Below are 22,543 nucleotides of genomic sequence, written 5' to 3'. Positions count from 1 at the left end.
ATGGAGGCCGCGGGCCTGCGGCCGGAAAACGGGGCTTTCGGTTGCGGCCGCTTCTACAACGTCGCGCGCTGCTTGTCTCGCCCGATGGGCCCGTAAAGGCCGACCCCCGAGGCGACGGGGAGGCGCTGGGACTCGGGCTTTGCTGCGGCCATTTGGGCCCGCAGATCGGCCAGTTCGCCCCTGGCAGCCCGTGCATCCGCATCATTCCGGCGCGCCGCGCGCCGCCAGTGCCGCTGGCCGAGCCAGACGGCGCAGCCACCTGCCAGGACGCCAAGGGCGGCGACCAGGATCAAAAGCAGGAACAGCGGCAAGGTGACCGACAGGGACGGGTCGGACGACAGGAAGGGATCGAAGGAGACGGTGACGAAATGCCGGTTGGCGACGGCGAAGACCACCAGGAGCAGGCCCAGCGGAATCACGATCAGCGCGGTCAGGAACTTTCGCATCTCGCTTCGCTCGCCTTGAATCAAGCTTGCGGCCGCATCGCCGCGACCGCAGGAAATCTTGACGCCGGCCTCAGTCTGCCGCGCCGGGATCCGGATGGTCTCGGTTCAACCGCTCGCGCATTTCCTTGCCGGTCTTGAAGAACGGAACGCTCTTCTGGTCGACCGGCACATGGGCGCCGGTGCGCGGATTGCGCCCGGCGCGTGCCGGGCGGTGCTTGACCGAGAAGGCACCGAAGCCGCGCAGCTCGACGCGATCACCGCGTGCGAGGGCCGCTACGATCTCTTCGAGAATCGCATTCACAATGTTCTCGACATCCCGCTGGTACAGATGCGGGTTGTGCTCGGCGATACGCTGAACAAGTTCGGATTTGATCATCGAGAGATAGGACCCGGAAGCGTGCGGATGACCATTTCCGTGAAAATACCGTGATCTGTCAAGACGCTAAATCAAGGTTGAGCGTCGTGAAAATGCGTGACAAATGCCGAAAAAGCAGGCTGCCCCGGCACCCGTCCCGCGGGAAAAAGCTCTCGGACTCGCCCAGTTCCCGTCAGTTTGACGCGGCCGGCTGCCACAAGGCCAGCATTCCATCCATTCCGAACCGATCGACCGCCTGTGCGACGCCAGTTTGCCCGATTTGATGCGCAATCGCGCCTAAACCCAGCGCTTCCAGCGTTACGGCGGCCGCCGTCTTGAGGAACGGCAGATCTCCGAAGCGCGGCTGCAGCTTGTAATCGCGCACGCTGAGCCCCTTCTTGACGCCCTTCTGCTCGACCAGCCAGGTCACCGCCGTCTTCTCGTCGCCGATCTGATCGATCAGCTTGAGATCGATCGCCTGGCGGCCGGTGAAGACGCGGCCATCGGCCACTTTCTCGAGCTGCGTGTCATCCATGCCACGCCGCTCCTTCACCAATCCCCTGAACCAGGCGTAGGAGTCCTTCACCAGCGCATCGAGCGCGGCGCGGGCCTCGGGACTGGTGGGCTCGAAACCGTTGGGCGCGGCCTTCAGCGGCGACGACTTCACCTCCTCGACCTTGACGCCGATGGTCTTCAAGAGCTCGGTGACGTTCGGATACTGGAACAGCACGCCGATCGAGCCGACCAGCGAGCTCTGCTGGGCGATGATGTGGTCGCTCGCAATCGCGGTGATGTAACCGCCGGAGGCGGCAAGACCCTCGACCACGACGACGAGCGGCTTCTTCGCCTTCAGCCGGGTGAGCGAATCGTAGAGCTGCTCGGAGCCGGCGGTGGTGCCGCCCGGCGAGTTGATGTGAACGATGACGGCCGCGGCCTGCGAATTCTCCAGTCGCTCCAGCGCCTGGGTGCGATCGGAATCGCTGCGGATCAGGCCCTCGATGTGGACGCGCGCGATCGACCCGGCAGATGCGAACGTGCCGCGTGCACCTGGCGTCGCGATCAGCGCGAAGCTCGCGATCGCCGCGATCGCGATCAACGCGGCCATCACGCGCCAGAACGTCAGCTTGCGGCGGATCCTGCGGCGATCAACGATGATGTCCGAATCGAGCGACATCGGAATATCTCCAAATGAATGGCTAGGCGCGTTGTGCCGTCACAGCGTGACCAACGGCTTACCTGGATACATCAATTGCGGCGCAATTTGAAGAAAACAAGGCTGTGACCGCGGTAGGTGCGTAGCCCGGATGGAGCGCAGCGAAATCCGGGACAGTCCGTCCGTGAGGCAACGACCCCGGATTACGCTTGCGCTCCATCCGGGCTACAAGCGTAACAAAAAGCCCCGGCTCGCGCCGGGGCTTTGATGTCAGCGAAACCTGCGTTTCGCTTACTTGTTGTCGCGGTTCTTGAGCGCAGTGCCCAAGATGTCGCCGAGCGTCGCACCCGAATCGGAGGAGCCGTACTGCGCGATGGCTTCCTTCTCTTCGGCGACTTCGAGCGCCTTGATCGACACCTGGACCTTGCGGGCCTTCTTGTCGAACTGGATCACGCGGGCGTCGACCTTCTCGCCGACGGCGAAGCGTTCGGCGCGCTGGTCGTTGCGGTCACGGGCGAGCTCGGAGCGCTTGATGAAGGTCGAGAAGTCGGTACCGGCGATCTTCACCTCGATGCCGCTCTCCTTCACCTCGAGCACTTCGCAGGTCACGACCGCGCCCTTCTTGACATCGCCCGGTTCGGCGAAGGGGTCGCCTTCGAGCTGCTTGATGCCGAGCGAGATGCGCTCCTTCTCGACGTCCACATCGAGCACCACGGCCTTCACCATGTCGCCCTTCTTGTAGTTGTCGATCACCTGCTCGCCCGGAAGCTTCCAGTCGAGGTCGGAGAGGTGGACCATGCCGTCGACGTCGCCTTCGAGACCCAGGAACAGACCGAACTCGGTCTTGTTCTTGACCTCGCCCTCGACCACCGAACCGGTCGGGTGACCTTCGACGAAGACCTCCCACGGGTTGCGCATGGTCTGCTTGAGGCCGAGCGAGATGCGGCGCTTGACGGAATCGACTTCCAGCACCTGCACATCGACTTCCTGCGAGGTCGAGACGATCTTGCCGGGGTGCATGTTCTTCTTGGTCCACGACATCTCGGAGACGTGGATCAGGCCTTCGATGCCCGGCTCGAGCTCGACGAACGCGCCGTAGTCGGTGATGTTGGTGACGCGGCCGGTGAAGCGGGCACCCAGCGGGTACTTGGCTTCGATGCCCTGCCACGGATCGTCCAGCAGCTGCTTCATGCCCAGCGAGATGCGATGCGTCTCGTGGTTGATCTTGATGATCTTGACCTTCACGGTCTGGCCGATCGAGAGCACCTCGGTCGGGTGGTTGACGCGGCGCCACGCGATGTCGGTGACGTGCAAGAGACCGTCGATACCGCCGAGATCAACGAACGCACCGTAATCGGTGATGTTCTTGACCACGCCGTCGATGACCTGACCCTCTTCGAGGTTCTGCACCAGCTCCTGGCGCTGCTCGGCGCGGGTCTCTTCCAGCACGGTGCGGCGCGACACGACGATGTTGCCGCGACGGCGGTCCATCTTGAGGATCTGGAACGGCTGCGAGTTGTTCATCAGCGGCGCGACGTCGCGGATCGGACGGATGTCGACCTGCGAGCGCGGCAGGAAGGCCACGGCACCGTCGAGATCGACGGTGAAGCCGCCCTTGACCTGGTTGAAGATGACGCCGTTGACCTTCTCGTTGTTCTGGAACGCCTTCTCGAGCTTGCCCCAGCTCTCTTCGCGGCGCGCCTTGTCGCGCGACAACACGGCTTCGCCGAGGGCGTTCTCGATGCGATCGAGGAACACTTCCACCTCGTCGCCGACCTTGAGGTCGCTGTCACGGCCGGGGCCGGAAAATTCGCGCAGGGCCACGCGGCCCTCGGTCTTCAGGCCGACGTCGATGACGGCCATGTCCTTTTCAATTGCAACCACCTTGCCCTTGACGACGGAGCTTTCCTGCAGGTTGCCACCTGCGAAGGACTCGTCGAGCATCGCGGCGAAATCGTCGCGCGAGGGGCTGTAGGTATCAGCAGAAGTCGAAGCCATTTGTTCTCCAGTTGCGGATGTCTTGCCGGCCGTTGGGTTCATGGGCGCATCGCACACGCAGTGTCGGAAGGTCCGCAAGACCTTCGAGCGACCGCTCGCTGCTCCGGCTCGGCGCCGGAACTGCGGAAGCGGGCCGGCTGAGGCCCGCGCGTTCGATACGTGGAATTGTTGTCCGGAGCCTGGATCGCGCCGGTCCCCATCAGGGACCGAAGGTTATCGACCTCAAAGAGCGGGAGCGGGCGCTTCCTCCAATGACGGCTGCGGCTTAACCCCGCGACCGGCCCGCTCGGACGGCCTCGATAATGTCGATGGCGGCCCGGACGCCGCCTTCTATATCCAGTTGGGAGTTATCAAGCAAGTGAGCATCCGGGGCTGGTTTTAAAGGCGCAATCGACCGGTTCTTGTCGCGCTCGTCGCGCTGGACGATGTCGGCGAGCACGGCCGCCTCGTCCGCCTCCTCCCCCGCGCCCTCGCCTCCATGGTCCGGCGATGGGCGCGAACCTTGGGATCGGCGACGACGAAAATCTTCACGTCGGCATGGGGGCAGATCACGGTTCCAATGTCCCGGCCATCGAGCACGGCCCCGGGCGGATCAGCGGCGAATTGCCGCTGGAAATTGACCAGGGCCTCGCGGACCCCAGGGATCGCCGAGACGATGGAGGCCCCCTCGCCGACCTTCTGGGTCTTCAGGGCGGGATTGCCGAACCTTTCGGGGTCGAGCTCCAGCGCCGCCGCGACCGCCGCGGCTTCATCGCGGAGATCGTGACCGGACTGCATCAGCTCGTAAGCCACCGCACGATAGATTACGCCGGTATCGAGATGACGATAACCGTAATGGTGGGCGAGGCGCTTGCCGAGCGTCCCCTTGCCCGAGGCCGCCGGCCCGTCGATGGCGATGATCATGAAAACTCGGCCCCTAGCGAACGCATCATCGGGATGAAGTCCGGAAAGCTGGTGGCGATGAAGGCGGTGTCGTCGACGCTCACCGGCTGGTCGGACGCGCAACCCATCACCAGCGCGGACATCGCGATGCGATGATCCATATGGGTGGCAACAACGCCCCCGCCGGGCACGTGACCGTGGCCCTCGACGATCAGATCGTCGCCGGAGACCTCGACCTTCACGCCGTTGACGCGGAGCATGGCAGCCGTGGCTTCCAGCCGGTCGGATTCCTTGACGCGCAGCTCTTGCAGGCCGCGCATGATGGTGGTGCCTTCGGCGAAGGCGGCTGCGACCGCCAGCACCAGATATTCGTCGATCATCGACGGCGCGCGCTCCGGCGGCACCTCGACACCGCGCAGTTTCGACGCGCGCACGCGCAGCTGCGCCATCGGCTCGCCGGCATCGCGACGGACGTCGTTTTCCTCGATCGAGGCGCCCATTTCGCGGAGCGTGGTGAACAGGCCGGTGCGCAGTGGATTGGTCATCACGTCGGACAGCACCACGTCGGAGCCCTCGGCGATCAGCGCGGCAACGACCGGGAAGGCCGCCGACGAGGGATCCGCGGGCACGACGACGGTGGCACCGTGCAGCTCAGGCTGGCCGATCAGCGTGATGCGGCGGCCGTGCTGGCCTTCCTGCACTGATGTGATGTCGGCACCGAAATGCTTCAGCATCAGCTCGGTATGGTCGCGGCTCGCCTCGCTCTCAATCACCGTGGTGGTGCCGGGCGCAGCCAGGCCCGCCAGCAGCACGGCCGATTTGATCTGGGCCGAGGCGACCGGGGTCTTGTAGGTGATCGGAAGCGGATCGCGCGCGCCCTGGAGGGTCAGCGGCAGACGGCCGCCCTCGCCGCCCGACACAACCCTGGCGCCCATCTGTTCGAGCGGGTCGAGGATCCGGCGCATCGGGCGGCTGCGCAGGGAGGCGTCGCCTTCGAACACCGCCGAGATCGGGCATCCCGCAACGGCGCCCATGACCAGGCGGCAGCCGGTGCCGGAGTTACCGAAATCCAGCGCCGCCTTGGGCTGGGCGAAGCCACCGACGCCGACGCCGTTCACCGTCCAGGCGAAATCGCCGGTGCGCTCGACCCTGGCGCCCAGCGCCCGCATCGATTTCGCGGTGTTGAGGACGTCTTCGCCCTCGAGCAGGCCCGAAACCTTGGTCTCGCCGACCGCGAGCGCGCCCAGGATCAGGGCACGGTGGGAGATCGACTTGTCCCCGGGCACCCGTACTTTCCCGGTCAGGGGGCCGCTGGCGCGAGACTGGAGCGGCCTCGGTTGGTCGGAATGGGTCAAGATTGTGTCCTTGGATGCCTTGAAGGCTGGGCCGCAGGTACCACATGGTCCGCGCCCCGTCACGGGCATGTCGTTCTTCCGTAATGCGCTATTGACAGCGGGCCGCCAACTAGCCAAGTGAAGCACCGCTTTTCAGACATTCCCAGGATTCCTGCCGTGGCCAAGTCCGAACTCGGAACCAAACGTATTTGCCCGACCACGGGCAAGAAATTCTATGACCTCAATAAGAATCCGGTGATCTCGCCCTATACCGGCGAGGTGGTGCCGATCGCCCCCATCGCTCCCGCACGTGCGTCCCGCGGCACTGAAGCCCGCAGTATGGCCCAGGACACCGCGCCGGAGCCGGCGGAGGCCGAGGAATTGGTGTCGCTCGAGGAGGCCGATGCCGAGGAGAACACCGGCAAGGTCAAGGCTGTCGTGCCCGAGTCCGAGGACGATATCGAGGTCGACGAGACCATCGACGACGACGATGATGATGATTCGACCTTCATTGCCGACGAGGAAGAGGGCGATGAGGACGTGACCGACATCATTGGTGATGTCGGAGGTGATGAAGAGACTTGAGATCAGCCCTGATCTGTGAAAAAGGGTGCACCGCGCGAGTCACCAGGGCTCGCCGGTTGGGGTGATCCACCAGATTCACCCCGTCTAAGGTTAAGGGGCCATAGCTCAGCTGGGAGAGCGCTTGCATGGCATGCAAGAGGTCGGCGGTTCGATCCCGCCTGGCTCCACCACGCTTCGCCCTTCGGGCTTCGCGTGGCGCAGCCGCGCAGAGCCCGAAGGGTGAAGCGTGGTGTCCGGCGTAGCCCGAAGGGCGAAGACGGACTGGTGCGACGCCCACCTAACGACTACCCAAGCGATAGCCGTCAATGTGGTACGTCTACATTCTCCGAAGCGTTGACTTTCCTGATCAGGAATACGTCGGCGCCACGGAAGATTTGAAGCGGCGAATTCCGGAACACAATGCCGGCAAGTCTAGCCACACCGCTAAATATAAGCCTTGGAAATTGATCTGGTACTGCGCCTTTCCTGACAAGTACAAAGCTCTGGCGTTTGAAAAGTACCTGAAGTCTCATTCCGGCCGCGCCTTCACGAAGAAGCGGCTTTCCTAGGCTCTGACGAGCTTCCCTACTCCCCGATCACCGCATTCAGCCTATCCCGCAGCGCGACGATCTCGTCCTTCATCGCGACCAGTTCCGGCACCGAGCAGTCCGACGCCGCCAGAATCGATTGCGGCACGCTGCGCGCCTTGTCTTTCAGCGCGTGGCCCTGCGGCGTCAGGGCGATCAGCACCTGACGCTCGTCCTCGCTCGAGCGGGTGCGTTTGACGAGATGGGCGGCCTCGAGCCGCTTGAGCAGCGGTGTCAACGTGCCCGAATCCAGGAACAGCTTCTCGCCGATGTCCTTCACCGGCACGTCGTCGCGCTCCCACAGCACCAGCATGACGAGATATTGCGGATAGGTCAGGCCGAGCCGGTCGAGCAGCGGCTTGTAGACGCGGTTGAAGGCATGCGCCGCCGAATACACCGCGAAGCAGATCTGATTGTCGAGCCGCAGCGGCGCGTCCGCTGCCGATAGTTTCCGGGCCATGGCGAATCTCACGGGATTTGCCCCGCATTGTGGGGCCGGGCGGCCGCATATTCAATTGCGAACAATTAAATGTGAGGCACCACAATTTAGATTGCGCACAATCTAATTGTCTGCGATACAGATCGCACCACCCGAACCCCCAGGGAGATGAAAATGTCCGTGAACGTCCTCTACAAGACCAGTGCCAAGGCGACCGGCGGCCGCGACGGCCATGCCGCAACCCTCGACGGCGCGCTCGACGTCAAGCTGACCACGCCGAAGGAGCTCGGCGGCGGCGGCGGCGCCGGCAACAATCCCGAGCAGCTGTTTGCAGCCGGCTATGCCGCCTGCTTCATCGGCGCGATGAAGTTCGTGGCTTCGCAGGGCGGCCCCAAGGTTCCCGCCGACGCCTCCGTTACCTCGACCGTCGGCATCGGCCCGCGCTCCGAGGGCGGCTTCGGTCTCGACATCGATCTGGCCGTCTCGCTGCCCGGCCTGGCCCGCGCCGAGGCCGAGGCGCTGGTCGAGAAGGCGCACCAGGTGTGCCCATACTCCAACGCCACGCGCGGCAATGTCGACGTTCGCCTGACGGTCGTCTGACCGGAAGTGCGGATTGGCTGGCCCGAGATCCCCCTCGGGCCGGCCGCTTCCACCTGATTTGCCACGCTGCGGGATTGCGCCGCGGCGGCGCATACGGCCCTACGCGCGGGGCCATTGCTGGCGTGCACGAACCTCGCTAGGCCTGTGATCAAACGTCGACACAGGGGAAGCGAAGGCATGAGTTCTGAAGCCGCCACAGGTGCCATGAGCGGATTGCGCGTCATCGATCTCACGCGCGTGCTCGGCGGTCCCTACTGCACCCAGATCCTCGCCGACCACGGCGCCGACGTCATCAAGGTCGAGCCGCCCGCAGGCGACGAGGTGCGCGAATGGGGCCCTCCCTTCCACGAGGAGGACGCGGCCTATTTCGTCGGCATCAACCGCAACAAGCGCTCGATCGGCCTCGACCTCGCCTCCGAGGGCGGCCGCGCCGTGCTGCTGAAGATGCTGGAGACGGCCGACGTCCTGATCGAGAATTTCAAGCCGGGCACGCTGGAGAAATGGGGCATCGGCAACGAAGTGCTGCGCGCAAAATTCCCGCGCCTCGTGCATTGCCGGATCTGCGGCTTCGGCGCCGACGGTCCGCGCGGCGGCAATCCCGGCTATGACGCCATCATCCAGGCCATGACCGGCATGATCGCGGCAACGGGATCGCCGGAGAGCGGGCCGATGCGGATCGGCGTGCCACTGGTCGACATCACCACCGGCCTTTATGCGGCGATCGGGATCCTGATGGCGCTGTCGGAGCGCCAGCGTTCGGGCCAGGGCCAGTTCCTGGAGACGACGCTGTACGAGACCGGCCTTGCCATCATGCACCCGCACACCGCGAATTATTTCATGCACGGCAAGCCGCCCTCGCTCACCGGCAACGAGCATCCCAACCTCGTGCCCTACGCGATCTTCCCGACCAAAACCGACAACATCTTCATCGGGGTCGGCAATGACGGCACCTTCCGCAAGCTCGCCAAGGAGATCGGCAAGCCCGAGCTCGGCACCGATCCGCGCTTTGCCCGCAACAAGGACCGCATCGCCAATCGCGAGGCGCTGCGCGCCGAGCTTGCGGCGGTGTTCAGCCAGCACGAGGCCGAGCCGCTGTGCAACCGGCTGCTCGCGGCGGGTCTCCCCGCAGGCCCGGTGCAAAAGATCGACCAGGCGCTGACCAACCCGCACACGATCGCGCGCGGCGATATCATCGAGAAGGACTGGTACAAGGGCGTGGCCTCGCCGATCCGGCTCGACCGCAGCAAGCCCAGCCTGCGCCGCCTGCCGCCGAAATTCAGCCAGCACTCGGCAGAGGTGCTGGGCGAGTTCGGCTACTCCAAGGCGGAGATCGAGGCGATGGTCGAAAAAGGCGTGGTCTGCGGCCCCGAGCGCAAGCGCTGAGATTAAGAGAGATTGAACGGCGGCGCCGGTCCGCTCCCTCCCCCGCTTGCGGGGGAGGGCTGGGGAGAGGGTGTCTCCGCAGTGAGACTCCTCAAGAGGAGAAAGCCCTCACCCGGCGCGCGGGACGATGCTTCGCATCGCCCGGAACGCGCCGACCTCTCCCGCAAGCGGGAGAGTTGTTCGAGCCCGTAGCCCGATCGTCAACCCGACGCCATTCCGCGCGGACGGCCCTTCCCCATCCGAACAGTTAATGCCGCACTGCGGCGCGGGCGCACATGTGCGCCGCGACCGCAGGAAGCTGGACACGCACGTCTTCGCCTATTTTCCGGCTTCCCTTTTCCAGCGCTTGCCGCTTTCGTTTCGGCCGCTTACACAGTCATGTGAACGTCATATGGCGCTGCTAGCGCAAGCGCTTCTTTATTGACGGGCAAGGGAGGTTTTCTTGATGGCTCTTCGACATTTTGGTGCGGCTGCGGCTGTTGCAATCACGGTTGGCGTGTCGGCCTCGCCGGCCCTGGCCGTGACTGAAATCCAGTGGTGGCACGCGATGACCGGCGCCAACAACGACGTCATCGTCAAGCTCGCGAACGACTTCAACGCATCGCAGAGCGACTACAAGGTGATCCCGACCTACAAAGGCAATTACGCCGACACGATGAATGCCGGCATCGCCGCCTTCCGCGCCGGCAACGCCCCGCACATCATGCAGGTGTTCGAGGTCGGCACCGCGACCATGATGGCCGCGACCGGCGCCGTGAAGCCGGTGTACAAGCTGATGGCCGAGACCGGCGAGAAGTTCGATCCGAAGGCCTATCTGCCCGCGATCACCGGCTACTACTCGACCTCGAAGGGCGAGATGCTGTCCTTCCCCTTCAACTCGTCGTCGACGGTGATGTGGGTCAATCTCGACGAGCTGAAGAAGGCCAATGTCGAGATCCCGAAGACCTGGCCTCAGGTGTTCGACGCCGCCAAGAAGCTGCACGACAACGGCCATCCGACCTGCGGCTTCTCCAACTCCTGGGTTACCTGGGTCAATCTCGAGCAGCTCTCCGCCTGGCACAACGTGCCGCTGTCGACCAAGGCCAACGGCCTCGACGGCTTCGACACCGTGCTCGAATTCAACAGCCCGGTCCAGGTCAAGCACCTCGAGAAGCTGGTCGAGCTCCAGAAGGACAAGACCTACGACTATGCCGGCCGCACCAACACCGGTGAAGGCCGCTTCACGTCAGGTGAATGCCCGCTCTATCTGACCTCCTCGGCGTTCTTCGGCAACGTCAAGGCGCAGGCCAAGTTCAGCTTCACCGCCGTCCCGATGCCCTATTATCCCGACGTGAAGGGCGCACCGCAGAACTCGATCATCGGCGGCGCCTCGCTCTGGGTCATGGGCGGCAAGTCGGCCGAGGATTACAAGGGCGTCGCGAAATTCCTGAGCTTCCTCTCCGACACTGATCGCCAGGTCTACATCCACAAGGCCTCGGGCTATCTGCCGATCACCAAGGCGGCCTATGAGAAGGCCAAGGCGGAAGGCTTCTACAAGGATCAGCCCTATCTCGAGACCCCGCTGCTCGAGCTGACCAACAAGGAGCCGACCGAGAACTCGCGCGGCCTGCGCCTCGGCAACATGGTTCAGCTCCGTGACGTCTGGTCGGAAGAGATCGAGCAGGCGCTCGCCGGCAAGAAGACCGCCAAGCAGGCGCTGGATGCCGCCGTCGAGCGCGGCAACACGATGCTGCGTCAGTTCGAAAAGACCGCCGTCAAGTGAGGCGATCAGCGGCAGGCCGGTAACCCGGCCTGCCGCTCCTGCGGGCATCATGCAAAAGCAAGCCATTTTCCAATCGAAACTATTGCCCTACGCGCTGGTTGCGCCGCAGCTCGCGATCGTCCTGATTTTCTTCTACTGGCCGGCCTGGCAGGCGGTGATCCAGTCCTTCCTGCTCCAGGACGCCTTCGGTCTTTCGACCAGCTTCGTCTGGTTCGACAATTATCTCGAGCTTCTGAAGGACCGCGCCTATTTCGAGGCGATCGTGCGGACCTTCTTCTTCTCGTTCGCCATCGCAGTCTCGTCGCTGTCGTTTGCACTGCTGCTCGCGGTGATGGCGGACAAGCCGCTGCGCGGCTCGATGCTGTACCGCACGCTCTTGATCTGGCCCTATGCGGTGGCGCCGCCGGTCGTCGGCGTGCTCTGGATCTTCATGCTGCACCCCTCGCTGGGCGTGCTCTCGCGGTACTTGCGCGCCCTCGGCGTCGACTGGAATCCGCTGCTCGACGGCGACCAGGCCGCAACGCTGATCATCCTCGCCGCCGCCTGGAAGCAGATCTCCTACAACTTCCTGTTCTTCCTCGCCGGCCTGCAGAGCATCCCCCGAAGCGTGCTCGAGGCGGCCGCGATCGACGGCGCGCGCCCGATGCGCAGGTTCTGGACCGTGACCTTCCCGCTGCTGTCGCCGACCATCTTCTTCCTGCTGGTCGTCAACATCGTCTACGCCTTCTTCGATACCTTCGGCATCATCGATACCATGACCCGCGGTGGTCCCGGCAAGTCGACGGAAACGCTGGTCTACAAGGTCTATTCCGACGGCCTGCTCGGCGGCAATCTCGGTAGCTCGGCGGCGCAATCGGTGATCCTGATGATCATGGTGATCGTGCTGACGGGGATCCAGTTCCGCTTCGTCGAACGCAAGGTGACCTACTGATGGTCGAGGAAGAAGGCTTTCGGCGCTACGTCGCGCACATCATCCTCTGGATCGGGATCGCGATCGTCGCGTTTCCCGTCTACATCGCGATTGTCGCCTCGACCCAGGACAACGCGCTGATCGCGAACGGGCAGATGTCGCTGCTGCCCGGCGGCCATTTCTTCCAGACCTACTATCAGACCATCTTCGTCGGCACGAGCGGATCGACCCGCGAGCCGGTCGGCAACATGATGCTGAACTCGCTGATAACGGCGCTGCTGATCGCGGTCGGCAAGATCGCGATCTCGATCATCTCGGCCTATGCGATCGTGTATTTCCGCTTTCCGTTCCGGATGCCGATCTTCTGGCTCATCTTCATCACCCTGATGCTGCCGGTCGAGGTGCGCATCTATCCGACCTACAAGATCGTCGCCGATCTGCACATGCTCGACAGCTATGCCGGCCTGTCGCTGCCGCTGATCGCATCCGCCACCGCGACGCTGCTGTTCCGACAGTTCTTCATGACGGTGCCGGACGAACTGCTGGAGGCGTCACGCATCGACGGCGCCGGTCCCTTCCGCTTCTTCTGGGACACGCTGCTGCCGCTGTCGCGCACCAACATGGCGGCGCTGTTCGTGATCCTGTTCATCCTCGGTTGGAATCAATATCTCTGGCCGCTGCTGATCACCACCCGCGACGACATGCAGACGATCCAGATCGGCATCCGCAAGATGATCACCACCACCGACGCACTCACCGAATGGCCGATCGTGATGGCAACCGCCGTGCTGGCCATGCTGCCGCCGGTGTTCGTCGTCGTCGCCATGCAGAAGCTGTTCGTGCGCGGCCTGGTCGAGACGGAAAAGTAGGTTCTTGGAAATGAGTTTTCATGGCTAACGTCACCCTGCGCAGCGTCCGCAAGACCTATCCCGGCGGCTTCGAAGCCATCAAGGGCGTCGACGTCGATGTCGGCGACGGCCAGTTCTGCGTGCTGGTCGGTCCAAGCGGCTGCGGCAAGTCCACATTGCTGCGCATGGTCGCGGGGCTGGAGACCGTCACCGGCGGCGAGATCGACATCGGCGGCCGCGTCGTCAACCAGATCGAGCCGGCCGATCGCGACATCGCGATGGTGTTTCAGAACTACGCGCTCTATCCGCATATGAGCGTCTACAACAACATGGCTTACGGCCTGCGCAATCGCGGCATGGCCGAAGCCGAGATCAAGACCCGCGTCGAGGAAGCCGCGCGCGTGCTCGAGCTCTCCGCCATGCTGGAGCGCAAGCCGCGCCAGCTCTCAGGCGGCCAGCGCCAGCGCGTCGCCATGGGCCGCGCCATCGTGCGCCAGCCAAAAGTGTTCTTGTTCGACGAGCCGCTCTCCAATCTCGACGCCAAGCTGCGCATCGCGATGCGGGTCGAGATCCGCAAATTGCAGCGCCGCCTCAACACCACGTCGATCTATGTCACCCATGACCAGCTCGAGGCGATGACGCTCGCCGACATCCTGGTGGTGATGAATGGCGGCCAGGTCGAGCAGATCGGCAACCCACTCGCGATCTACGAGAAGCCGGCCACCACCTTCGTCGCCTCCTTCATCGGGGCACCACCGATGAATTTGATGTCGACGCGCCCTGACGAGATCAGATCGCAGCTCAATGATGCAGGCGAGGCCGGCATCGTCGGCATCCGCCCGGAGGACTTCGTCATCACCGACCAGACCCCGGCCGGCGGCGTCGCGCTGCCGCTCACCGTTGAGGCGATCGAACGCGTCGGTGCCGAAACCTTCGTCTACGGCTCGCGCCAGCAGGAGGAGCAGCGCGTCGCCGCCACCCCCGGCGAGTTGCCGCCGGGCGAGGTCATCGTCCGCATTCCCGGAACCGAAGCGCCAGCGATCGGCCAGCACATCCGCGTCGCGGCGGTGCGGTCGAGGCTGCACCTGTTCAGCGGCGACGGGCGCAAGCGGATCGAGGCCTGATCGGTTCCAGGGGCCGGCCAACCAAAAAGTGCGAAAACAACCCCATGCACAGTAGAAGGGGCTTGTTTTCGTTGGGATAAATCGTCCGCAAATTCCCCGTGCTGGTCGCAGGTGGAAACAGGGCATCCACAGCCTCCCCGGCTACCTGCTTGAACCCACTCGGGGATATGCCCATATTGCTGACCAAGGGGTGCCGCTTGCGGGCCCTGAAACACCAAAGTCGCTTCTGCGAGGACTTTGTAAACTATGTCTCGTGTTCCAACGCTCTCCAGTCCCTTTCTGCTGGGCTTCGACGAGATCGAGCGCGTGCTCGATCGGGTCGTCAAAGGCGCCGACGGTTATCCTCCCTACAATATCGAGAGGTGCGACCGCGCGGATGGCCAGCCCGAGCGTTTGCGCATCACGCTGGCGGTTGCCGGATTCACCCGCGACCAACTCGATGTAACCATTGAGGAAAACCAGCTCGTGATCCGCGGGCGGCAGCAGGACGACAAGACCCGGCAATACATCCATCGCGGCATCGCCGCGCGCCACTTCCAGCGCACCTTCGTGCTGGCGGAGGGGATGCTGGTGCTGGGTGCGGATCTGAAGAACGGGCTGTTGTCGATCGATCTGGCCCGGCCTGAACCGGAGAGGATCGTTAAGACAATCGCTATCAATGAGCACGAATAATGGAACGAGTAGCGGACTCGACCGCTTAGTGTTCCAGAGGAGTCGAGACCATGAGTGAAGGTCACGTTGCGTTCGAATATGAAGCCAAGAATGTCTCTCCGGAGACGCTGGCAACCCTCGGCGAAGGTCATATCGCCTATGTGAAGCAGATCCGCTCCGAGGACGTGCCGGACCTGTTCCCCGAGGCGCCCAAGGTTGCGCCGGGCCTCAAGCTCTTCGCGCTCCACGCCGCCGACGGCACGCCGATCATGCTGACCGACAGCCGGGAAGCCGCGATCGCCAACGCCTGGAGCAACGAGCTGCAAGCGGTGAGCGTGCACTAAGCGCACGCGCGTTCGCACGAATAGAGTTTCAAGCGGGCATGCCTTCACGCGAAGGCGTGCCCGTTTTCATTTTGAGCGATATCGTCTCGGCATCGTCATTGCGAGGAGCGAAGCAACGAAGCAATCCAGAATCCCTCCGCGGAAAGATTCTGGATTGCTTCGCTTCGCTCGCAATGACGGAGTGTGAGGCTACAGGGTGCTCAACTCTCGTGTCCCGGACGCGGTGCAGCGCGAAGCGTTGCGGCGCAGAGCCGGGACCCAGAAAGCAACACGCACAATGTGGAGACATGGGCCCCGGCTCTGCAGCGCACCGCACTCGACGATGCTTCGCATCGCGAGGGAAGCGCTGCGCTGCGTCCGGGGCACGCTCCCTTACAGTCGGCAATGACGGTGTTGAGAGAGTTGCGCTCGCAGTGACGCTCAGGCCGCCGTCGCGGGCGGCAGGGCCAGCACCGAATAGATCGCCTGGGCGTCGCGCGAGGCGCGGAGTTTTTTGGCTATGTCCTGGTCGCGGAGCAGGCGGGCGATGCGGGCGAGCGCCTTGAGATGGTCGGCGCCGGCGCCTTCGGGAGCGAGCAGCAGGAAGACGAGATCGACCGGCTGGCCATCCATTGATTCGAAATCGATCGGGCGATCGAGGCGCGCGAACAGGCCGAAGATCTTGTCCAGCTTGGGCAGCTTGCCGTGGGGAATGGCGACGCCGTAGCCGACTGCGGTGGTGCCGAGCTTCTCGCGCTGAAGCAGCACTTCGAAGACGGAGCGCTCGTTCTGCCCGGTCAACTCGGCGGCCTTGGCCGCGAGTTCCTGCAAGGCTTGCTTCTTGCTGTTGACTTTCAATGCCGAGAGAATCGCCTCGGGTGCGACCAGATCGGTAATCGGCATGGAAGCTTTCCGAGGTGAATTAAACCGTCAGTTCCGATTTGGCCATCTTGGAAGACCAAGCTGAGCCGGCGTCAATAACATGAAGCAGGAGGAGGACTTAGCCCCGGTCCTGATGTGGGGCGCTTCTACTCCAACGCAATCCCGGTGCCAACTCCCGCGTGCGGCTTTGCCCACGGTCATTGTTAAGGCTTGCGGAGGGGCCGGAACCATTAACCGTCCACCTTGCGGTCTGTTTTGCCGCCCGGAGGGTCGATCCAGCCCACATTGCCGTCGGCCCGACGGTATATGATGTTCACCCGGCCCGAGGAACCGTGCTGGAAGACCAGGCAAGGCGCCCCGCTCAGATCGAGTTCCATGACGGCCTCGCTGACCGACAGCGACTTGAGCGAGGTGGTTTGCTCCGCGATGATCACGGGACTGTAGCCGGAGACCTCGTCCTCGCCCTCGGGCGCCTCGAGCACATAGCTCGTGGCATTGAGCGCAGCCATCGCCTCGGTGGCGGCATGGGCCTTGCGGGCGGAACGGTCCTTGAGGCGGTTCTTGTAGCGGCGCAGCCGCTTCTCGATCATCAGCAGCGCCTGGTCGGCGCTGGCATAGGCATCCGGCGCGTTCGAATCGGCTTCCAGGGTGATTCCCGAATCGAGGTGCAGCGCGCAATCGGTGCGGAAGCCGAAGCCGTCCTTGCTCAGCGTGATGTGGCCGGAATAGTTGCCGTCGAAATATTTGCGCAGCACCTCGTCGGTGCGGTCGGCAACGCGGCCGCGCAGGGCGTCGCCGACGCTGATGCTCTTGCCCGAAATCCGGAGAGTCATGTGATGCCTCGCTTGGTTTGCGCCTCAGCTGCGATGACGGGTCACCGCAGCTGAAGTTGTTCCCTGCGCATGATCTTCCCGCAAACGCGTTCCGCATTTGTCGGGAGGGAAAACCGCTGTGCACTTTTCCGGTTCATGCGCATGCTTGGATCGGTCTCAATGGGGAGGTGAGAGTAGCGCGATTTCGCCCCGGCGCAATCAGGCCGGCTCGGTGTTGCGGGAACGATCGGACATTGCGGTGGAGAGGACGTTACCAAGAGCGCTCTGCTTGTCGCGGCGACGTTGCACCGAGGAGGGTATGCGCATGGCTTCGCGGTACTTCGCGACCGTGCGGCGGGCAATATCAATGCCCGAGGCGCGCAAGCGTTCCACGATGGTGTCATCCGACAGGATCGCCGTGGGCTCTTCCGAATCGATCAGCTGCTTGATGTGGTGGCGAACGGCTTCGGCGGAATGCGCCTCGCCGCCGTCGGCCGAGGCGATCGAAGCCGTGAAGAAATATTTCAGCTCGAACGTGCCGCGATTGGTCGCCATGTATTTGTTGGCGGTGACGCGCGACACCGTGGATTCATGCATCTGGATGGCGTCGGCGACGGCCTTGAGATTGAGCGGCCGCAAGTGTGCCACGCCATGGGTGAAGAAGCCGTCCTGCTGGCGCACGATCTCGGTTGCAACTTTCAGGATGGTGCGGGCGCGCTGGTCGAGCGCGCGCACCAGCCAGGTCGCGTTCTGAAGCGCATCGGTGAAGTAGGACTTGTCGCCGTCCTTGCCGATCTTCTTCGACAGCTCGGAATAATAGGTCTGGTTGACCAGCACGCGCGGCAGGGTGTCGCTGTTGAGCTCGACATGCCAGCCGCCGTCGGGACCCGGGCGGACATACACGTCGGGCACCATGGTCTGGAGCCGCGCCGAGCCGAACTTCATGCCGGGCTTGGGATTGAGGCGGCGGATCTCGCCGATCATGTCGGCAATGTCCTCATCGTCGACGCCGCAGAGCTTGCGCAAGGACGCGATGTCGCGCTTGGCGAGGAGATCGAGATGCTCGACCAGCGCCTGCATGGCCGGATCGTAGCGGTCGAGCTCGCGGAGCTGGATCGCCAGGCATTCGCTCAAATTGCGCGCACAGACGCCGGGCGGATCGAATTTTTGCAGCACGGCAAGGACGTCCTCGACGTCCTGTTGCGATGCGCCGAGACGCTCGGCGGCCTGGCCGAGATCCGGCGGCAGATAGCCGGCCTCATCGACGAGGTCGATCAGGTACTGGCCGATCATGCGCTGCGCCGGCGCGGTGAAGGCGACCGAGAGCTGCTCGGCAAGATGGGCGGCGAGCGTCATCTCGGCGGCGACGAAGGCCTCGAGATTGTAGTCTTCATCCCCGGAGGCGCCGCCGCCCCACTCGGTGTAGGTCGTCGGCGCGGCGTCCTGGGCATTGCGCGCGGCCGCCTCGGCCGGCTCCTCGGAGAAGACGTTGTCGAGGCCGGTGTCCAGGGTCTGCTCGATCTCGGCGCGGGTGCCGAGATCCCTGCTCATCCATTCTTCCTGGCCGGGCTCGAAGGCCTCCGCACTGCCGCCAAAGCCGTCGTCGCCGAGACTGTCGCCGTTACTATCGTCTTGGCCGCGGGCCTCCTCGCCGTACTGGCCGGCGTCGGCGGAAGCTTCGCCGCCGGCTTCGTCATTGGCCCGCTCCAGCAGGGGATTACGCTCGAGTTCCTCCTCCACGAAGGTCGTGAGATCGAGATTGGACAATTGCAGCAGCTTGATCGCCTGCATCAGCTGCGGCGTCATGACCAGCGACTGCGATTGCCGGAACTCTAATCTCTGCGTGAGCGCCATGAAGCAAGAACCGTTCCCAAAAATTGGTCCGATTTTTGCTTATCCTAGTCCGGGCCCGATGTACACGTCTTGACGAACGCAAAAACGGGCTAGAGGCGGAATTCCTCGCCAAGGTAAAGCCGGCGCACGTCCGGATCGGCGACGATCTCATCCGGGGTACCCTCGGTCAGGATTTCACCGGCATAGACGATGTAGGCGCGATCAGTGAGGCCGAGCGTCTCGCGCACATTGTGGTCGGTGATCAAGACGCCGATGCCGCGATTGGTGAGATGGCGGACGAGATCCTGGATGTCCCCGACCGCGATCGGATCGATGCCGGCGAAGGGCTCGTCGAGCAGCATGTAGTTCGGCCGCGTCGCCAGCGCGCGCGCGATCTCGACGCGGCGGCGCTCACCGCCTGATAGCGCGATCGACGGCGATTTCCTAAGGCGCGTGATGTTGAACTCGTCGAGCAGCGAATCGAGCTGCTGCTCGCGCTTCTTGCGCGAGGGCTCGACCACTTCGAGCACGGCGCGGATGTTCTGCTCGACGGTGAGGCCGCGGAAGATCGAGGCCTCCTGCGGCAGATAGCCGATGCCGAGCCGCGCGCGCTGATACATCGGGAGTTTCGTGACGTCGTGGCCGTCGAGCTCGATGGCACCGCGATCGGCCTTGATCAGGCCGGTGATCATGTAGAACACGGTGGTCTTGCCGGCGCCGTTCGGACCGAGCAGGCCGACCGCTTCGCCACGGCGCACATAGATGCTGACACCGCGCACCACCTGACGGCTGCCGAAGGCCTTTTCCACGCTATGCACAGCCAGGAAGCCCGGCCGCCGCAGCAACTGCGGCCCGCCCGTGCCATTGGACCTGGTGGCGGCCCTGACGGGGTGAACCGCCTGCGGCCGCGGCGGCTCGGCTTGATAGTCGGCCTGGTAGTCACCCTGGAACTGGTCGGGCGCCCGCATCGCCTGGTCACGGGCGAGCGGCGGCGCGTCCCGTACCGGGCTGGTCACGAGACCGCCGACGTTGTCACCGAGCGCGGTGATGTCCTGCCGCGCAAATCCTGGCCGGCCGCGTTTGGCGGGGCGTCGACGGAACATGCTGAAGAGATCGACCATCCCCGCCTTCTAGCCTTTCACGACGATCCTGCACGACAATCCTGCACGATGATCCGCGCGTGATCCCGCGATCTGCCGCCCCGGCCTTGCGATTTGCCGGTGCCGCATGAGTGAAGGGATGTCTCATGCCCAGTGAAACACGCCCGAAAAGCGGCGAACCCCGCTTCGAAAGCCCTTCGCGCTAGATACAGTCTTGCCGGGCAAGCTTCAACCTCGGATCGGGAGCATCCGAGACAAGTGATTGAATTTACTTTTGTTTACTTGCGCCCGGCAATTGCAGAGGCGGCGCCCCGCCGGGTTTGGCGCCCTGGCCGCAATCACTGCTGCCGCCCTGCGGCAGCAAGACCTGAACCCGGCCGCTATCAGATTCCACCCGCGACACGCCGGTCGTCATGTCGACCTTCAGCCGATCGCCACGCATCACGTTCTTGCACTGCGTCATCACCACCTGGCCCGCGCCGCCGCCGAACATGGTGATGAGATTGGTCTTGGTGTCGAAGATGGCAGACTCGCCTGTCACCACCTGGTCCTTCTGGGTGACCACGACATTGCCGTGCGCCTCCAGCCGCTTGATCGCGGAGCTGCCGCCCGGCCCCGGCGTCGCCGACTGCATCGGCGTGGTCGACTTCGCGCCCTTCGCCGCGGGCTGCTGCGGTGTCGCCGGCTTATCGCCGCCGCTCGACTCGTAATACACCACCAGCGTCTTCGAGGTCATGGTGGTGTCGCCCTGGATGACCTTCACATTGCCGGAGAAGGTCGCCTCCTTCTTCTTGTCGCGCATCTCGAGCGAGGCCGCTTCGATCTGAATCGGCTGATCCCGGTTTTGCGAGAAGCCCTGCAGCGCGTTGTTCGGCGCGTTCGCCGAGCTCTGTGCACGCGCCACATCGGCAGCGATCAAGAGACCTAGGCTCAGCGCAGCCGCACGGATGATGGCACTGCGCTTGTCGTCGTTGCGCGAAAAAAACCTGATCATGAAAATCACTTTGAATTGGCAGACTTGTTCTGAGGCGTGCGCGTCTTCGCAGGTGGCGCTGGATCGGGTGGCGCAGGCTGCGCGGCGGCGCTGTCGTCCAGCTTGTCCAGGTGCATCACCACGTTGCCCTCGAAGCGGATGAGATCGCCGCCCTCCGTGATCCGCAGCCGGTCCGCAGTCAGCGTGCCGTTGGTCAGCTTGACGTCGACGCGCTCGTCGGAAGTGACCGTGCCCTTGTTCATGTCGACGAAGGCGGAGTTCAGCCGCGCCTCGTAGCCGGTGGAGGTGCGCAGCAAGATGTCCTTGTGCAGATCGAGCTGCTGCTGCTTGTTGTCGAAACGGCCGGTGCGAGCGTCGAGGAACAGGGTGGATTGATCCTCCATCAGCACCTTCGCGCGCAGGTCGGCGAGATCGACATGATCGGGGTCGGTGATGTCCTGCGTCGCGGTCTTGGCCCAGAGCTCGTAGGGCCGCTGGTCCGGGGTGAAGCCGGCGAGATGCGGCGATTCCATCGTGATCTTGGTGCCCGACACCACCATGTTTCCGGAATCGAGCGGCAGCTTCGGCATCAGCATGCGGAACGGATTGAAGACCGACACGCCGACGATGGCGGCCATCGATAGCAGCACCGCGCCCGGCACCGCGACGCGCAGAATCCGCACCAGGCGGCTGTGGCGCGCCGCGCTGGCGAACTTCGCCGCAAGCGCGGCGTCGTAGGTGGGATTCTGGGCCGAGTTCACCGCTGCTCCAGCGTGTCGCTAACCTTGTCCAGTCGAAGGCGCCCCATTGTACCCGGCGCCGCCGAAATATGCAGCCGGCGACAGGCCGTTACGAAAGTGTCCGAAACGGGGCGACAGCCCTGAACCTGGCGACCACCGGAGGCGTCAGGAATGCGCGAAAATGTCCTCTTCCGCCCACCCCTGCAGGTCGAGCAGGGCGCGGGTCGGCAGGAAGTCGAAGCAGGCCTGCGCCAGCTGGGTGCGGCCTTCCCGCACCAGCATGGCATCGAGCCGCTCGCGCAAGCCGTGCAGATGCAGCACGTCGGAGGCGGCATAGGCGAGCTGCGGCTCGGTCAGGCTGTCGGAGCCCCAGTCGCTGGACTGCTGCTGCTTGGAAAGGTCGATGTTGAGCACCTCGCGCACGAGGTCTTTCAGGCCATGGCGGTCGGTATAGGTGCGGGTCAGGCGGGAGGCGATCTTGGTGCAGTAGATCGGCCCGGTCATGATCCCGAAGGTCTGGTACAGCACCGCGATGTCGAACCGCGCAAAGTGGAAGATCTTGGTGATGGCGGGGTTGGCCAGCAGCGCCTTCAGATTCGGCGCATCGGTATGACCCTTGGGGATCTGCACCACGTCGGCGCTGCCGTCGCCGGGCGAGAGCTGCACCACGCAGAGCCGGTCGCGGTGCGGGTTCAGCCCCATGGTCTCGGTGTCGATCGCCACCGCTCCGGTGTAGCGGGACAGGTCGGGCAGGTCGCCGCGATGCAGGCGTACGGTCATGGCGTTTCAAAACCTCGAATCGGTCTGTCGGCAGAATAGGCTAATCGGGATTACCAGCGATGTA

General features: G+C 64.0%; 23 protein-coding genes, 1 tRNA gene and 1 pseudogene. 11 read left to right on the top strand and 14 right to left on the bottom strand.

All coding sequences use genetic code 11. The features are described from left to right. Nucleotides 1-53 precede the first annotated feature (53 nt). From ACSKB8_RS09855 to aroA, 6 genes and pseudogenes are all read right to left on the bottom strand, one after another. Complete coding sequence (locus ACSKB8_RS09855) at nt 54-446, bottom strand: lipopolysaccharide assembly protein LapA domain-containing protein (protein WP_091883014.1); 393 nt, start codon at nt 444-446, stop codon at nt 54-56. A gap of 70 nt (nt 447-516) precedes the next feature. Then, nucleotides 517-822: an integration host factor subunit beta gene (locus ACSKB8_RS09850; RefSeq protein WP_008539997.1), complete on the bottom strand. Its 306-nt coding sequence runs from the start codon at nt 820-822 to the stop codon at nt 517-519. A gap of 172 nt (nt 823-994) precedes the next feature. After that, the gene (gene sppA / locus ACSKB8_RS09845) at nt 995-1,975 is read right to left on the bottom strand and encodes a signal peptide peptidase SppA (RefSeq protein ID WP_370989793.1); all 981 of its coding nucleotides are present in this window, start codon (nt 1,973-1,975) and stop codon (nt 995-997) included. A 270-nt stretch (nt 1,976-2,245) separates the two neighbouring features. After that, a complete protein-coding gene (rpsA, locus tag ACSKB8_RS09840; RefSeq protein WP_164934835.1) occupies nt 2,246-3,952 on the bottom strand; it encodes a 30S ribosomal protein S1 in 1,707 nt (568 codons plus the stop codon). 265 nt (nt 3,953-4,217) lie between these two features. Next, a pseudogene (cmk, locus tag ACSKB8_RS09835) lies at nt 4,218-4,855 on the bottom strand ((d)CMP kinase). Further along, a complete protein-coding gene (aroA, locus tag ACSKB8_RS09830; RefSeq protein WP_438103805.1) occupies nt 4,852-6,189 on the bottom strand; it encodes a 3-phosphoshikimate 1-carboxyvinyltransferase in 1,338 nt (445 codons plus the stop codon). The pseudogene cmk and the gene aroA overlap by 4 nt, the downstream one beginning before the upstream one ends. A gap of 156 nt (nt 6,190-6,345) precedes the next feature. Here aroA and ACSKB8_RS09825 point away from each other — a divergent pair, with 156 nt between their 5' ends. From ACSKB8_RS09825 to ACSKB8_RS09815, 3 genes are all read left to right on the top strand, one after another. Further along, nucleotides 6,346-6,753 carry a TIGR02300 family protein gene (locus ACSKB8_RS09825; protein WP_091882337.1) on the top strand — a complete coding sequence of 136 codons (408 nt, stop codon included), beginning with the start codon at nt 6,346-6,348 and terminating at the stop codon, nt 6,751-6,753. A gap of 94 nt (nt 6,754-6,847) precedes the next feature. Further along, a tRNA-Ala gene (locus ACSKB8_RS09820) sits at nt 6,848-6,923 on the top strand. Between the two features lie 135 nt (nt 6,924-7,058). Further along, the gene (locus ACSKB8_RS09815) at nt 7,059-7,301 is read left to right on the top strand and encodes a GIY-YIG nuclease family protein (protein ID WP_438103803.1); all 243 of its coding nucleotides are present in this window, start codon (nt 7,059-7,061) and stop codon (nt 7,299-7,301) included. A gap of 16 nt (nt 7,302-7,317) precedes the next feature. On the opposite strand, the gene ACSKB8_RS09810 is transcribed toward ACSKB8_RS09815, so the two are convergent. Further along, nucleotides 7,318-7,779: a MarR family winged helix-turn-helix transcriptional regulator gene (locus ACSKB8_RS09810; RefSeq protein WP_438103801.1), complete on the bottom strand. Its 462-nt coding sequence runs from the start codon at nt 7,777-7,779 to the stop codon at nt 7,318-7,320. A 153-nt stretch (nt 7,780-7,932) separates the two neighbouring features. Between ACSKB8_RS09810 and ACSKB8_RS09805 the strand changes: the two genes are divergently transcribed. The 8 genes from ACSKB8_RS09805 to ACSKB8_RS09770 all read left to right on the top strand — a co-directional run bounded on the left by ACSKB8_RS09805 (nt 7,933) and on the right by ACSKB8_RS09770 (nt 15,380). Further along, nucleotides 7,933-8,358 (top strand): organic hydroperoxide resistance protein, encoded by a 426-nt coding sequence (locus ACSKB8_RS09805; RefSeq protein ID WP_061023501.1) that lies wholly within the window; start codon nt 7,933-7,935, stop codon nt 8,356-8,358. 177 nt (nt 8,359-8,535) lie between these two features. Continuing rightward, nucleotides 8,536-9,741, top strand: coding sequence for a CaiB/BaiF CoA transferase family protein (locus ACSKB8_RS09800; RefSeq protein WP_370989789.1), 1,206 nt, complete (start codon nt 8,536-8,538; stop codon nt 9,739-9,741). A gap of 445 nt (nt 9,742-10,186) precedes the next feature. After that, a complete protein-coding gene (gene ugpB / locus ACSKB8_RS09795; RefSeq protein WP_438103798.1) occupies nt 10,187-11,503 on the top strand; it encodes a sn-glycerol-3-phosphate ABC transporter substrate-binding protein UgpB in 1,317 nt (438 codons plus the stop codon). A 49-nt stretch (nt 11,504-11,552) separates the two neighbouring features. Then, entirely contained in the window at nt 11,553-12,434 is an 882-nt protein-coding gene (gene ugpA / locus ACSKB8_RS09790) for a sn-glycerol-3-phosphate ABC transporter permease UgpA (protein ID WP_091882351.1), read from the top strand. After that, nucleotides 12,434-13,282, top strand: a complete 849-nt coding sequence (gene ugpE, locus ACSKB8_RS09785; RefSeq protein WP_091882354.1) for a sn-glycerol-3-phosphate ABC transporter permease UgpE — start codon at nt 12,434-12,436, stop codon at nt 13,280-13,282. The genes ugpA and ugpE overlap by 1 nt, the downstream gene beginning before the upstream one ends. 20 nt (nt 13,283-13,302) lie before the next feature. Then, entirely contained in the window at nt 13,303-14,385 is a 1,083-nt protein-coding gene (locus tag ACSKB8_RS09780; RefSeq protein ID WP_438103796.1) for a sn-glycerol-3-phosphate import ATP-binding protein UgpC, read from the top strand. 246 nt (nt 14,386-14,631) lie between these two features. After that, on the top strand, nt 14,632-15,057 hold the full coding sequence (locus ACSKB8_RS09775) for an Hsp20 family protein (protein ID WP_407115843.1): 426 nt from the start codon (nt 14,632-14,634) through the stop codon (nt 15,055-15,057). Between the two features lie 50 nt (nt 15,058-15,107). Further along, nucleotides 15,108-15,380, top strand: a complete 273-nt coding sequence (locus ACSKB8_RS09770; protein ID WP_438103794.1) for a DUF1150 family protein — start codon at nt 15,108-15,110, stop codon at nt 15,378-15,380. Between the two features lie 420 nt (nt 15,381-15,800). Here the strand turns inward: ACSKB8_RS09770 and ptsN are convergent, their stop codons facing one another. The 7 genes from ptsN to ACSKB8_RS09735 all read right to left on the bottom strand — a co-directional run bounded on the left by ptsN (nt 15,801) and on the right by ACSKB8_RS09735 (nt 22,479). Beyond that, nucleotides 15,801-16,262 (bottom strand): PTS IIA-like nitrogen regulatory protein PtsN, encoded by a 462-nt coding sequence (gene ptsN, locus ACSKB8_RS09765; protein ID WP_438103793.1) that lies wholly within the window; start codon nt 16,260-16,262, stop codon nt 15,801-15,803. Between the two features lie 209 nt (nt 16,263-16,471). Then, nucleotides 16,472-17,074, bottom strand: a complete 603-nt coding sequence (gene hpf / locus ACSKB8_RS09760) for a ribosome hibernation-promoting factor, HPF/YfiA family (protein ID WP_091882369.1) — start codon at nt 17,072-17,074, stop codon at nt 16,472-16,474. Between the two features lie 198 nt (nt 17,075-17,272). Beyond that, entirely contained in the window at nt 17,273-18,907 is a 1,635-nt protein-coding gene (rpoN, locus tag ACSKB8_RS09755) for an RNA polymerase factor sigma-54 (protein WP_438103791.1), read from the bottom strand. A gap of 89 nt (nt 18,908-18,996) precedes the next feature. Continuing rightward, on the bottom strand, nt 18,997-20,007 hold the full coding sequence (gene lptB, locus ACSKB8_RS09750) for an LPS export ABC transporter ATP-binding protein (protein WP_438103789.1): 1,011 nt from the start codon (nt 20,005-20,007) through the stop codon (nt 18,997-18,999). 247 nt (nt 20,008-20,254) lie between these two features. Further along, nucleotides 20,255-20,980: an LptA/OstA family protein gene (locus ACSKB8_RS09745; RefSeq protein WP_438103788.1), complete on the bottom strand. Its 726-nt coding sequence runs from the start codon at nt 20,978-20,980 to the stop codon at nt 20,255-20,257. A gap of 5 nt (nt 20,981-20,985) precedes the next feature. Beyond that, on the bottom strand, nt 20,986-21,720 hold the full coding sequence (gene lptC / locus ACSKB8_RS09740; protein WP_438103786.1) for an LPS export ABC transporter periplasmic protein LptC: 735 nt from the start codon (nt 21,718-21,720) through the stop codon (nt 20,986-20,988). A gap of 144 nt (nt 21,721-21,864) precedes the next feature. Beyond that, on the bottom strand, nt 21,865-22,479 hold the full coding sequence (locus tag ACSKB8_RS09735) for a ribonuclease D (protein WP_091882381.1): 615 nt from the start codon (nt 22,477-22,479) through the stop codon (nt 21,865-21,867). Nucleotides 22,480-22,543: the final 64 nt, after the last annotated feature.

This window comes from Bradyrhizobium sp. BR 1432 (assembly GCF_051547705.1).
In the GTDB taxonomy this organism is placed as follows: domain Bacteria; phylum Pseudomonadota; class Alphaproteobacteria; order Rhizobiales; family Xanthobacteraceae; genus Bradyrhizobium; species Bradyrhizobium zhanjiangense.
This window is presented reverse-complemented; position numbering and strand designations above follow the sequence as displayed.